An 11,565-nucleotide genomic window follows, 5' to 3' on the forward strand; every position below is an offset into this window, starting at 1 on the left:
TTTTAACCACTCGCGAAAACGTAGAAAATCGCAAAGCCAATCGCTGAGAATCTTCGGGAGAGATAAACTCACCATCTTCTAAAACACTAAAGAAGCGATCGATCAAAACATCACCCAGCCGAATCGCTAAATAAGTGGCTGCGATAATGCCAAAAATTTTGAGCGGAGCCGAAAGCACGATCGGCTGTAACCAACGACTATAAGGAAATAAACCCAAAATCGTAAAGCCGCCCGCCGCCCAAATCGCCACTTGCACAAGCTGAATCAGCCGTCTCTGAGCATCTTTGAGGTTTCGCTGTTGGCGTTTGACAAATTGCTGCCGGACGGTTTGCTGAGTGGTGAGATTTGCAGTTTGTGGAGTGTTGGCCGACACGATCGGATCAGCCGGAATTTCTGCCTGAGTGCGGTCTTGTTGGGCTTTGATCCGCCGCTGCCATCGGGCTAAAAGACGACTGCTAATCAACATTGCTAAGACGGTTCCCGCAGCCACCAGCCCTTGTCTAACCAGTGATTCAGGCTGTCGTTCTTGTCTTGAGCGAAGCAATTCTTCTCGCAAAATTCGCGTCAACTCATCCGCATAGACCGCAGGCTCCACCCCTCGCGTCTGAGCATCCAGAGTCGTCACCGTCATTAAATACTGACCGTTTACAGAGATTACAGGTAGGTTACTCTGTGTTTCGATCGCCGATTTCACCTGCAACTGATTGGCATCAAACCCACGATCGACAAGCCGATGCAAGGTTGTCTCAATCGTCTGAACCCTTTCCTGAAGCGGCGTTGTGCCATTCTGCTGAGATTTTCCACTGACCGCAGGGGCCGCGATCGTAAACAGTCTTCTTCCATCCAGTCTGACCGTTCCTCGATCAAGTTCAGTACTACTAACACCCGACGAATTGGTTAATCTGGGGAGTTCTATTTTAGGAATCGGAATCGGACTTTGTGCATTGACGCTAGAAATAGCGGCCAACATGAAGACGAGCACTATCCCGATCGCAATCCTGATAACGTGCCGCACACTAACCTCCCCCAATCAACTCAGCCAGAAGCCACTATAGCAACTCTAGAGAGTCAAGACCGAAGAGCAACAAATCACAAACTTTCTATCACGCTCTGGTTAAACCGCTTCAGGGTTGAGATCAATCATTTCTCGTGTAGTATAGGTGCCGATCGGACTCCACAGCAAATAGGGAATTAGCAAAAAGGTGGCGGAGTGAGAAATTGACCAAATAATCACGCTCAAAACTAGACCAAACATCAGCCCCAGTCCTCCCAGAGCAGTCCCCACCGCCAAACTGCGAAGTCTCAAAGTAAGCGGAATGTAAGCAACGGTTGTGATTTCTAAAAGTAAATAGAATCCCATCAACACCCAGGTTTTCAAGCTATTGGGGTCATGCTGCCAAACGATCGTGGCTGACCAGGCACCACAGACAAAAATGATTGTCCAAATCACTGGAATCGCAGGTTCAAACACAAGCCAATCGGGGCGATCGAGCCGCTTTGCCCACCGTAGATCCTGACGCGATCGAATCAAGAACCCACCCAGCGACACTAAAAAAGTTACCGCTCCAATGACCATCCACGGCTGAATCATTGTTTGCTTATCCCCTACCGCCACAATTTTTACAATTTTAAGTTTGTCAAACCTCCCACTCTTTTGAATCGACCTTTAGTGAGAAAGCTTTGCCCTCAAGGTCTTCGTCAAGTTGTAAAGAACGATACAGGCTTAATTCTTCCAAAAGAAGCAAGAAGGCTAAAGATAGATCTTATAAAATAGTCAAACGTTAATTTTGAGAGTAGTGACTGAAGAAAATAGCTCATTTAATCTCGATCGCCTGCCCTCCGACGATCGCAGCCTGACAAGAATCATGACGCGAATCACTGGAGTTTTGGAACGCGATGATCTGGTTCGGCAAACGGTACAACAGCTTAGAACTGACCTGGAAACCGATCGCTTAGTGTTGTACTACTTTTATCGCCAGTGGAAGGGGCGTGTCACCTTTGAGTCATTGAGTTCTGACCGATATTCGATTTTGGGTGAAACGGGCCCTGATGAGTGCTTTAACGGCGACTACGCAGCGATGTATGAAGCGGGACGAGTTCGAGCAATTGCTGACATTGAAATCGAATCGATCGCGGAGTGTCATAAAGACTTTTTGCGCGGGATGAACGTCCGGGCTAATCTGGTGGTTCCTGTTGTGACAGCGAAAGGACTCTGGGGCTTGCTGGTTGCTCATCATTGTCGATCGCCCCGCGACTGGTCACCATTCGACATTCAACAAATGCAAAAAAGTGCAGAGAAATTAGCCACAGCGAAGTCGATTGTAGAAATTGGATAATCTACATTGATCTATATTGTGTTAAGCCGAATAACTTACACTCTATTAGATAATTAATGCCTTCAGGATAGTCCCACATTGCTGATTACCTGTGCAGAGGTCGATCGCTCCAAATAGTCGTGCTGCATTCCGTAATCATAGGTGGCGTACTCGATCTGTAGCATCAAGCGATCGCTGGTTAACGGTGGCTCTCCTTTGTGAAAACACAGGGTGTCTTCTACAAATCCAAACCCTGCGCTTCCACAGATCTTGACTACTTTTTCAGAGGCGTAGTGTTGCAAAATTGCTGCATCAGAAAACCGCTTGCGAAACAATTCATGCCTAAATTTTTTGCGTCGATGGCTTCCTAAAACACAAATATGAGGGCCGGTTGAAAGATCAACGTTCGTTAAATAAAAAAAGAACTTTAAGAAACGATAGTCATCCAAATCATAGTGAAACATTTGGGCTGCTTTGCGGCGATCGTGCCCTGAAGCCTCCGTTGCCAGACTCCACCACAGTCGAGTGCTCACATGGACAGGCTTAACGCCTAAATAGGCCGCTGCGATCGCTAACAAAGTCGGGTCATGAATTAAGGTCGCAATCGCCGGACAAGTCTCAGCCGTGTTGAAATAGTTAGCCGTGACAAAAGACTTACCATACTGACGCTGCGCCTGTTCTTTTTGAAGATAATAAAAGCCAAGATTAGGTTTGCGATCGCCATAGCAAACTTCAGACTTCGCAAACGCTAGAATCTCTTGCACCAGATTTCCAGGCAAATTAATTCCTAAATATAAACTCTCTGTTTCAAGCGATTTGATGACTTGTGGAAGATCAATTTCACTAAACACAGACCCCCCTTTTAACTCACAATTAGCTTCCCGATCGTTTTTGAACTGGGCATGTAGCAGCGATCGTACTATCCCAAATCGCCCCAGATTTCTCATCAGCAACCATCGCGGATTTTTGGTTAATCCTAAATACAATTCGTACCAAAAATCGTAGCTGTCCTGCCAAAACTCCTGGAAATAATTGCGTAACATATCGGTGAGGGATGAGTGTTGATGGCCTCCTTTGGTATTCCAGTAGTTTTGCTTAGATTCCGGTAAATGTATTATTTGTTAACATTTACTCTCAGTGGTAAAAATTAGTCGTTCAAGCACTTCTCTCGATTAGGCCGCCTGTACTCGAAACGGTCGCGCAATGTAAGCCAGGTGCAACGGATAGCCATCTGCATACAGCGCATCAATGTAGCGTAAAGCGATCTCTCGATCGCGATAGCTCCGCAGAACCCGTTCAGAACCATTAGAGTAGCGAATGCAAACTTGCCAGATCACAGCCTTAATCTCCTTCACGCCAATCTTTTTCATTCAATTCATTAAGTAGACGTTGATCTAGCTCATTGAATTTTTATAAAAACATGCTATCTCTACATCAAAACTTTGTATTCCGTGCAACTCGCTAAGTTGAAGCAGCTTTAACCCTTACTCTGAGCCAGAAAAAATTTTCTGTTTGCAGATCAAATCAGTAGACACGGACAAAACTCGCCCTATTAAAGTCAGTAGTCGCTTAGAGAGAGGGCGATCGCGCCCTGATCCCCAGATTGCTTTTTCCAAAAGTGTTGAATTAGCGTCTGTCTAGCCTTAACTGCTTAAGATTAAATGCTCTGTGGTTTTTACGCAGCCTGAGCTAGAACTTTGCTCAGTAGGATTCACGAGATTTGCAGGAAATCAGTCACAACTTTGTTAAAATTCAACGCAGTTCAATGGTTCTTTAAGGAAATTTTGGAGTGGTCAACTTCTTTAAGGGATGCGGGAGAGAATAACCAAGATTCTTTCGATAAGATTCGTAGATTCGTGCAAACTCTCTGTGAGGATCGACTGAACTGTTCGGATATTTGCTCAAATATTTGAATAGCCATTCAGACTCTACTGTTGTTAGAAGTGAGATTTTTAGCTTTATGTTTGATTGTGTTGTCGTAGGAGCCGGGCCCGCTGGAGGAACTGCCGCTTATCATTTAGCAAAGCGTGGACGATCGGTACTCATTCTAGAAAAAGAGGCGCTGCCCCGATACAAAGCTTGCAGTGGTGGCGTATCTCCTGCGATCGCTCAATGGTTTGATTTTGACTTTTCGCCTGCTATCTCGCTCAAAGTAGAGGCGATCCGCTACACCTGGAAGTTGGGCGATCCGGTCGATGCCACCCTCAAAACACCTGAACCGATGTGGATGGTGCGCCGCGAAGTCTTTGACCACTTTCTGATTCAACAAGCTCAAAAACAAGGAGCCGAACTGCGGGATCAAACCTCTGTGACGGGCATCTCGTTTCAGGGCGACCACTGGCAAGTCAACACCTCTAACGGCCCCGTCGAAGCTCGATATCTAATCGCGGCGGATGGAGCCAAAGGGCCAATGGCAAAATGGCTCGGATTCAAAGAACGCAAAACCCGTATGGGGGCTGTGATGGAGGCTCCAAAGCCCAACCAGGACGATCGTGCCCAATTTGATTTTGGCATTGTCAAGAATGGCTTTATCTGGAATTTACCAAAATCAGACGGCTACTCGATCGGCACCAGCACCTTTAGAGGCGGCGATCACGAAGATCTCAAAGCTGACCTAGCAGAGTATGCGTCCCTCGCGGGCATCGATGGCAGAAGTAGCCAGGTTCACCTGCATCCAATTTGTCTGTGGGATGGCGACCAAAAACTCCACGCCCAAAACGCGCTGCTGGCTGGAGAAACCGCCTGTGTCGTTGATCCCTTTACAGGTGAGGGAATTCGTCCCTCGATGTTTAGCGGCATGAAAGCGGCCGATGCGATCGACCGATCGTTGTCTGGCGATCGGGCTGCTCTAGCAAATTACACCGAGGTGATTCAAAAAGAATGGGGCGTTGATATGGTTTGGGCCCAGCGTCTAGCAGGCGTGTTTTACCGCGTTCCTGGCATTGGCTACAAAGTAGGGGTCAAACGACCCACCGCGACCGATCGACTGGGCAAAATTATGTGTGGTGAACTGCGCTACGCTGACGTGGCCACCCGTGCTCTCAAACGCTTGAGCGGTAGCCTGATCCCCGGAATGGGAGGGTGATTTAGAAGGGAGGAGGGAGGAGGGAGGAGGCAGGAGGGAGGAGCGGTTTATATTCTTCGCTTTGTTTTTCATGGACTTCTGGGGCGATGTTTTTGAAGTCGATCGCGTTTCCAATCTTTTTCTTAAAGATTCTAGTAACGTCAATTCGCTGACACTCTTTCGCCTCGGTGTTCAACTCGTCTGCCCCCAAACGACCAATTCTGGAGCACTTTAAGAGAAGGTGAAGACTCTTTTCGCCCCTCCAATCGGGTTGTTATGCGGTGGTGCTACAACGCGCTTGCTCAACAACTTGACGAATCGCATCAATGACTAGCTCAGGTTCGTCTAGGTGAATACCATGACCACTTTGTTCAGCAATCACTTGAGCGCCCTGCGGGGATTCCGTTGCTAGGTTCGCATCCAACACCTGCATTGTTTCAATCAGTTCCATTGATGCTCCAAGGTCTGGTTTTCCAGATGATAAGACGATCAAAGGAATATTCGGAAATGATTTCGTGCGACGCGCCTGTTTAATTTGCTCTACACTGTCCGAGAACGCGGCCGATTCTTGAGCGACTGCTTGCCAAAATTGAGTGCGTGAATAAATAGCTTTAGCGCTTACCCGCAAAGCCAAGGGCAGTTTGTCGATCAGAATTTGCAGGAATGGCAATTGATTGAAGTTGACCAACAATCGCAGCAAGCCAATTCGTGCAGCGATCGGAAAAATGTGAATCGTCAGCCACTCAAACTGTTGGTTCAATTTGACCATCGCTGGCGGCATTTCTTCATCCATCCGCTCATGAGAGACAGAAACTAAGACCATGCCAGACGCTTCTTTTGGATATTGATAGGCAAACAATCGCACAAAGAAACCACTCAAAGACATGCCAACAAGAACATAAGGCGGCTTAATGCCAGCACTCTGGAGCAGTTGCCGTAAGTCTTCTACAACTTGTTGAGCAGTACGCGGTTTTGCACTGAGATCACTCCAGCCATAACCAGCGCGATCATAGCTAACAACCTGGGTAAATTTGGCGACTTCAGGTTGTACGAGTTGCCAATCGAGATGCGTCGCTGCTTGTCCACTCTCCAAAATGACCGCAGGTTGACCTTCTCCCATCACTAGGTGGTGTAGACCGCAACCATTCATCTCGCTCGTTTTTCCGGCGGGCAGAACTTGACGACGATCGCGCCTTGTCGCCCATCCCTGATAAATTGATCCAAACCCAATGATGCTAATCAAGATTCCAACGAGTGCGACAAGCTTCAGCATTTTAGGTTATCCGCAATACGTGAGGACGGTTGAAATTATCCCACAAATAACTTTTCAACCACGCTCCGAATGGTCAATTGAGCCGCATAACAAGGAATTTTAAGGGCGTTCCTAGATGGCAGAAAGCTCATCCCTCATCCCTCATCGCTCATCCCTCACCACTCACCCCTCATCTTCACGGCACCAACACCGAGAGCGCTTTGGGCATGACTCGAAAGTGGGCAGGCGTTGAGGTCGTAATATCTCCATCGGTGTTAATGTCGCGCGGGCGGCGAGTGTAAACATGGAACTCTTTGCCCTGCCAGGTTTGTACCCAGGGGGTGACTCCGTGATTCCCTCGTCGCATCGCAGGCAACACCGCCAACATTTGCCACCAGTGCTGAATTTCTAAACTGTAGAGGTCGAGTCGCTGATCGTCGATCGCCGCATCTTCCGCCACAGCCATTCCGCCACCGTAATATCGCCCATTTCCTACCGCGATTTGGACTGTGCGAATTTTTTCCGATCGCCCCTCTGTCTGAATTTCTGCATGAAATCGCCGACTCTCCCATAAGACCTGCATCGCCGTCGCTGCATAGGCGAGAACTCCCCAACGTTTTTTTGCCTCTTTGGTCAGCTTGCGGGTAATCTGCACGCTCAACCCCAGGCTGGCCACGTTGAAGAAATATCGCCCATTCACCCAGCCCAAATCAATTTTTTGTACCTTGCCCCTAGCGATAATTTGACAGGCTTCGGGTAGCGTTGCCGGAATTCCTAACGTCCGGGCGAGATCGTTTGCGGTGCCCAGCGGCAAGATTCCCAACGGCAGCGGAGTCTCGACTAACCCCTGGACGGCTGCATTCAGAGTGCCATCTCCGCCCCCTACGATCACCAAATCCACGCGATCGCGATATTGCCGAATCACGTCGGGTAGATGGTCAGGGTGATCAGTCGGTTCTTCGATCAGCACCAATCCTAACGCCTGCAACTGAGCGATCGCCGCTTCTAGCTGCTGTTGTCCTTTGCGAGCGTGACGATTGACTAACAATAAAGCTCGATTCATAAAAATTAGGGGTTAAGTTTGAGGTGAATTAAGGGTGATCTACAAAGCAAGCGCCTCAATCACTCTATGCTAAATGGCATCTATTTGACGGGGGGTTCCTTCCTGCGGCAGATGAGTATTGAGGCGATTCAGAATAATCTGCGTATGCAAGCGTATTTAGCCAGCCAATTCATTCCAAATTTCATTTCTACGATCGATTTTGTTAACTAGCTATCAATCTTTTTTGAATGAACCTGCAAAGATACGAATAATATTTTCTGCCTGTACTCGCAGCGCTTAACGTGCTCTTGATCTACCAGTAGTAGACTTGCTTCATTCAATAGTTAGCTTTGTCGTTAGGTAAAGGTATATGGACTTCTCAACAAAAACTATCAATTTTCCTCAATCCCTCGATGATGCCTCGATCGCTCAGTTTCACCAGCAGATTGATGGGGCAGTTCAGTCTGAAGCCAATGTTTTGCTGGTTGATTTCTCAGAAGTCAAATTTATGAGCAGCACTGGGCTGATGGCGCTGGTTATGGCGTTCAAACGGGTACGATCGGCTCAAAAAAATCTGTTTCTCACCGGAGTCAATGAGCAGGTCAAAATGTTGTTAGAACTGACCGGAATGGAGCGAGTGTTTGAGATTCTTGAGGGTTCGGCAATTGAGGAAGGTGAAGCGCGATCGCTAGTTTTGGCTCCATAACGAAGAGTCGATGAAACAGTCTGTGAATAGGTAGATCAGCGCAAATTGTTGTGGGTAGTGGGTGATTTTTAATGAAATCCGCTACCCATTTTTACTGCTTTGAAATGTCTGTTTAGTTGAGGCTAACCGCTAATAAACTCACGAATATAATCATTCACAAGCTGCGGTTTTTCTTGTTGTACCCAGTGCCCACAATTGGGAATGTATTTAATCTGAAAGTCATTCACATATTTATCAGTGCCGTAGGTCAATTCTTTGCCCAGGGCGGCATCGTCTTCGCCCCAAATCATCAGCGTTGGGACTTCCAAAGTCCGCCAATCCTCGCGGGTCAACCCTTGCCGAAATGAGTTGCGATAGTAATTGAGGGCCGAAGTCAAGGTGCCCCGTTTGGCAAACGCATCTTTGTACGCCTCAATGTCTTCCGCAGCAAAGGCATTTTTGTTCACCGACATTGCCGGAAGTACGCTGGCGATCGCTTGATAATCTCCTAACTGAATCAGCGCCTCTGGCAATACGGGAATCTGAAAAAAGAAAATGTAGGCACTGCGAAGAAGCTGTTGGGGCGTTTTGAGTCCCTGGGCAAATTTAGCGGGGTGAGGCAGATTGAATGATCAGCTTTTCGACCATTGTGGGATGAGCGTACGCAAAATTCCAGGCGATCGCGCCGCCCCAGTCGTGTCCAATGAGAATGCAGCGATCGTATCCTAGCCCTTCAATGATTCCTTTCACATCGGCGACGAGTTCAGACATAGCATAAGCGGCTAACTCTGGTGGCTTGTCACTCTCGTTGTAGCCTCTCAAGTCTGGAGCGACGACCTTGTAATCTTGAGAGAATTCGGGGATCTGCTTGCGCCAAGAGTACCAAAATTCAGGAAAGCCATGCAGAAAGAGCATCAGCGGGCCGTTGCCTTGAGTGACATAGTGCAGATGAATGCCGTTGGTGAAGATGCGATCGTGGTGCATATAAGAAATGGAGTGTAGAGTGCTCTATGGGGTAATCATCAAGTTTCTTCGCTTCGGAGTTTGCGGACTCTGCCCCCCAAGCTGCCAATTTTTGGGAACTTATTGGGGACTTTAAAGACAAGCGTTTCGGCTCAAGCGAGATAACTTGCTCTAACGCTACACCCTAAGATCGACTCACTCCTCTCCTCTAAGCCATAGGTGGATACTGCTCTAACACCTGCTTGAGATAGTGCCCCGTGTGAGATTTGGGATTTTGAGCCACGACCTCCGGAGTGCCAAAGGCGACCACTTCACCCCCGCGATCGCCTCCTTCTGGCCCCAGATCAATCACCCAGTCGGAGCAACGAATCACATCCAAATTATGCTCGATCACTAGAACGGAATTGCCCTTGTCAGCAAGGCGTTGAACCACATCAAGCAGTTTGTGAACGTCGTAAAAAGACAGTCCTGTCGTGGGTTCGTCGATCAGATAGAGGGTTTTGCCTGTGGCTCGACGAGACAGTTCGGTGGCGAGTTTGACGCGCTGGGCTTCTCCACCCGACAGAGTGGGGGCAGTTTGACCGAGCCGCATGTATCCCAAACCGACATCGGCCAGCGTTTGCAGTCGAGTCGAGGCTTGAGGAATGTTTTTGAAGAATTCTGACGCTTCTTCAACGGTCATGCTTAAGACATCGGCGATCGACTTTCCCTTAAATTTTACCTGCAAGGTTTCTCGGTTGTATCGTGCGCCTTTACAGACTTCGCACTGCACATAGACATCGGGTAAGAAGTTCATCTCGATTACGTTTACGCCTTGCCCACTACAGGCTTCACAGCGGCCGCCTTTGACGTTAAACGAGAATTGTCCCGGTTTGTAGCCTCTGGCTTTGGCTTCGATCGTTTCGCAAAAAACATCGCGAATGTAGTCAAACACTCCAGTGTAAGTGGCCGGATTGGAGCGAGGCGTGCGACCGATCGGAGACTGATCAATCACGATCGCTTTGTCCAGTGCATTCAAACCAACCACAGGCTGCATCTCTTTGGGTTGCGGGATCTTTTGCCCAAAATTGTGCTGAATCGCCGGAAACAGGAGTTCATTCACCAGAGTCGATTTGCCCGATCCCGAAACCCCTGTAATGCAGACCAACTTACCCAGCGGAATATCGACATCAATGTTTTGCAGATTATTGCGGCGGGCATTACGAATTTGCAGCGATCGACCGTTGCCTTCTCGCCGTTCACCAGGGGTATGAATGACGCGCCGACCTGATAAATACGCCCCTGTGAGGGAGTCTGGAGCATCCAACATATCTTGCAGACTGCCCTGAGAGACAATCTTGCCGCCATGCACGCCTGCTCCTGGCCCAATATCGACGACATAATCCGCCGCCCGAATGGTTTCTTCATCGTGTTCAACGACGATCAGCGTATTGCCGAGATCCCGCAGTTTGGTCAGGGTGTTGAGTAGACGGGCGTTGTCGCGCTGGTGGAGTCCGATGCTGGGTTCGTCGAGAACGTACAACACTCCTGTCAGACCTGCCCCGATTTGAGTTGCCAACCGAATGCGCTGGGCCTCGCCGCCCGAAAGCGTCATCGCGGTACGATCGAGCGTCAAATAATCCAGTCCCACATCAAGTAGAAATTGCAGACGCGCTTTGATTTCTCGCAGCACCAGATCGCCGATTTGCGCCTGACGATCGCTCAGTTTCAGTCCATTCACCCGATCCAGACATTCTCGGATTGAGACGCTGGTGAGATCGCTGATTCGGTATTGTCCCAACCGCACGGCGAGAGATTCTGGTTTGAGTCGTTTGCCGTCGCAGACTTCGCAGGCTTGATCGACTAAATACTGTTCTAGCTTTTGTTTGTAGAGGTCAGACGTGCTTTCTTGATACTGGCGATCGAGCAGGGGAATGGCCCCTTCATAGCGTCGATGGTAGCCCTTGCCTTCGCGATACCGAGAGTCTGCCTCAATCCAGATCGGATCTTTGGAGCCGTGTAAGAGAACGTGTTGCTGTTCGGCGGTGAGGTTTTCCCAGGGGGTCTGAATGTCGAATTTGTAGGCTTCGGCAACGCTGCAAATCAGCGACAGGTAATAGGTGTTGTCTTTGTCCGACCAGGGCGCGATCGCCGCATACACAGGCAATTTGGGATTGGGCACCACCAGTTCGGGCGAGAAGGTGCGATGGCTACCCAGTCCGTGACAGTTGGGACAGGCTCCATAGGGCGAGTTAAAGGAGAAGA

At 48.8% G+C, this 11,565-nt stretch carries 13 protein-coding genes; 4 read left to right on the forward strand and 9 right to left on the reverse strand.

The annotated features are described in order from the left end of the window. Together ACJ2PR_RS32965 and ACJ2PR_RS32970 are read right to left on the reverse strand one after the other, a co-directional pair. Nucleotides 1–1,015, reverse strand: a 1,015-nt coding sequence (locus tag ACJ2PR_RS32965; RefSeq protein WP_446880213.1) for a hypothetical protein, incomplete at its 3' end; no start/stop codon positions are given. Nucleotides 1,016–1,114: 99 nt separating this feature from the next. Then, the gene (locus ACJ2PR_RS32970; protein WP_446857724.1) at nucleotides 1,115–1,591 is read right to left on the reverse strand and encodes a TspO/MBR family protein; all 477 of its coding nucleotides are present in this window, start codon (nucleotides 1,589–1,591) and stop codon (nucleotides 1,115–1,117) included. A 205-nt stretch (nucleotides 1,592–1,796) separates the two neighbouring features. On the opposite strand from ACJ2PR_RS32970, the gene ACJ2PR_RS32975 reads away from it, so the two are divergent. After that, nucleotides 1,797–2,336, forward strand: coding sequence for a GAF domain-containing protein (locus ACJ2PR_RS32975; RefSeq protein ID WP_446857725.1), 540 nt, complete (start codon nucleotides 1,797–1,799; stop codon nucleotides 2,334–2,336). 62 nt (nucleotides 2,337–2,398) lie between these two features. Here the strand turns inward: ACJ2PR_RS32975 and ACJ2PR_RS32980 are convergent, their stop codons facing one another. Continuing rightward, nucleotides 2,399–3,358 (reverse strand): hypothetical protein, encoded by a 960-nt coding sequence (locus ACJ2PR_RS32980; RefSeq protein ID WP_446880214.1) that lies wholly within the window; start codon nucleotides 3,356–3,358, stop codon nucleotides 2,399–2,401. Nucleotides 3,359–3,487: 129 nt separating this feature from the next. Next, complete coding sequence (locus ACJ2PR_RS32985) at nucleotides 3,488–3,685, reverse strand: hypothetical protein (protein ID WP_446867176.1); 198 nt, start codon at nucleotides 3,683–3,685, stop codon at nucleotides 3,488–3,490. A gap of 590 nt (nucleotides 3,686–4,275) precedes the next feature. Here ACJ2PR_RS32985 and ACJ2PR_RS32990 point away from each other — a divergent pair. Further along, complete coding sequence (locus ACJ2PR_RS32990; protein ID WP_446880215.1) at nucleotides 4,276–5,400, forward strand: geranylgeranyl reductase family protein; 1,125 nt, start codon at nucleotides 4,276–4,278, stop codon at nucleotides 5,398–5,400. A gap of 253 nt (nucleotides 5,401–5,653) precedes the next feature. Here ACJ2PR_RS32990 and ACJ2PR_RS32995 read toward each other — a convergent pair whose 3' ends face one another. Both ACJ2PR_RS32995 and ACJ2PR_RS33000 read right to left on the reverse strand, forming a co-directional pair. After that, nucleotides 5,654–6,652 carry an alpha/beta hydrolase gene (locus tag ACJ2PR_RS32995; protein WP_446880216.1) on the reverse strand — a complete coding sequence of 333 codons (999 nt, stop codon included), beginning with the start codon at nucleotides 6,650–6,652 and terminating at the stop codon, nucleotides 5,654–5,656. A gap of 175 nt (nucleotides 6,653–6,827) precedes the next feature. Continuing rightward, nucleotides 6,828–7,694, reverse strand: a complete 867-nt coding sequence (locus ACJ2PR_RS33000) for a lipid kinase (protein ID WP_446880217.1) — start codon at nucleotides 7,692–7,694, stop codon at nucleotides 6,828–6,830. Between the two features lie 66 nt (nucleotides 7,695–7,760). Between ACJ2PR_RS33000 and ACJ2PR_RS33005 the strand changes: the two genes are divergently transcribed. Further along, on the forward strand, nucleotides 7,761–7,904 hold the full coding sequence (locus tag ACJ2PR_RS33005) for a hypothetical protein (protein WP_446867174.1): 144 nt from the start codon (nucleotides 7,761–7,763) through the stop codon (nucleotides 7,902–7,904). A 139-nt stretch (nucleotides 7,905–8,043) separates the two neighbouring features. Next, the gene (locus tag ACJ2PR_RS33010) at nucleotides 8,044–8,379 is read left to right on the forward strand and encodes an STAS domain-containing protein (RefSeq protein ID WP_446867173.1); all 336 of its coding nucleotides are present in this window, start codon (nucleotides 8,044–8,046) and stop codon (nucleotides 8,377–8,379) included. A 122-nt stretch (nucleotides 8,380–8,501) separates the two neighbouring features. On the opposite strand, the gene ACJ2PR_RS33015 is transcribed toward ACJ2PR_RS33010, so the two are convergent. From ACJ2PR_RS33015 to uvrA, 3 genes are all read right to left on the reverse strand, one after another. Next, entirely contained in the window at nucleotides 8,502–8,891 is a 390-nt protein-coding gene (locus ACJ2PR_RS33015; protein WP_446880218.1) for an alpha/beta fold hydrolase, read from the reverse strand. Between the two features lie 73 nt (nucleotides 8,892–8,964). Next, the gene (locus ACJ2PR_RS33020) at nucleotides 8,965–9,342 is read right to left on the reverse strand and encodes an alpha/beta fold hydrolase (RefSeq protein ID WP_446880219.1); all 378 of its coding nucleotides are present in this window, start codon (nucleotides 9,340–9,342) and stop codon (nucleotides 8,965–8,967) included. Nucleotides 9,343–9,529: 187 nt separating this feature from the next. Further along, a partial coding sequence (gene uvrA / locus ACJ2PR_RS33025; RefSeq protein WP_446880220.1) for an excinuclease ABC subunit UvrA occupies nucleotides 9,530–11,565 on the reverse strand: 2,036 nt, incomplete at its 5' end.

This window comes from Phormidesmis sp. 146-33, from assembly GCF_052939515.1.

Excerpts from the sequence above, each read along its gene's own strand:
- ACJ2PR_RS32970 (WP_446857724.1), bottom strand. The coding sequence starts at position 1,591 with ATGATTCAGCCGTGGATGGTCATTGGAGCGGTAACTTTTTTAGTGTCG.
- ACJ2PR_RS32980 (WP_446880214.1), bottom strand. The coding sequence starts at position 3,358 with ATGTTACGCAATTATTTCCAGGAGTTTTGGCAGGACAGCTACGATTTT.
- ACJ2PR_RS32985 (WP_446867176.1), bottom strand. The coding sequence starts at position 3,685 with ATGAAAAAGATTGGCGTGAAGGAGATTAAGGCTGTGATCTGGCAAGTT.
- ACJ2PR_RS32990 (WP_446880215.1), top strand. The coding sequence starts at position 4,276 with ATGTTTGATTGTGTTGTCGTAGGAGCCGGGCCCGCTGGAGGAACTGCC.
- ACJ2PR_RS32995 (WP_446880216.1), bottom strand. The coding sequence starts at position 6,652 with ATGCTGAAGCTTGTCGCACTCGTTGGAATCTTGATTAGCATCATTGGG.
- ACJ2PR_RS33000 (WP_446880217.1), bottom strand. The coding sequence starts at position 7,694 with ATGAATCGAGCTTTATTGTTAGTCAATCGTCACGCTCGCAAAGGACAA.
- ACJ2PR_RS33005 (WP_446867174.1), top strand. The coding sequence starts at position 7,761 with ATGCTAAATGGCATCTATTTGACGGGGGGTTCCTTCCTGCGGCAGATG.
- ACJ2PR_RS33010 (WP_446867173.1), top strand. The coding sequence starts at position 8,044 with ATGGACTTCTCAACAAAAACTATCAATTTTCCTCAATCCCTCGATGAT.
- ACJ2PR_RS33020 (WP_446880219.1), bottom strand. The coding sequence starts at position 9,342 with ATGCACCACGATCGCATCTTCACCAACGGCATTCATCTGCACTATGTC.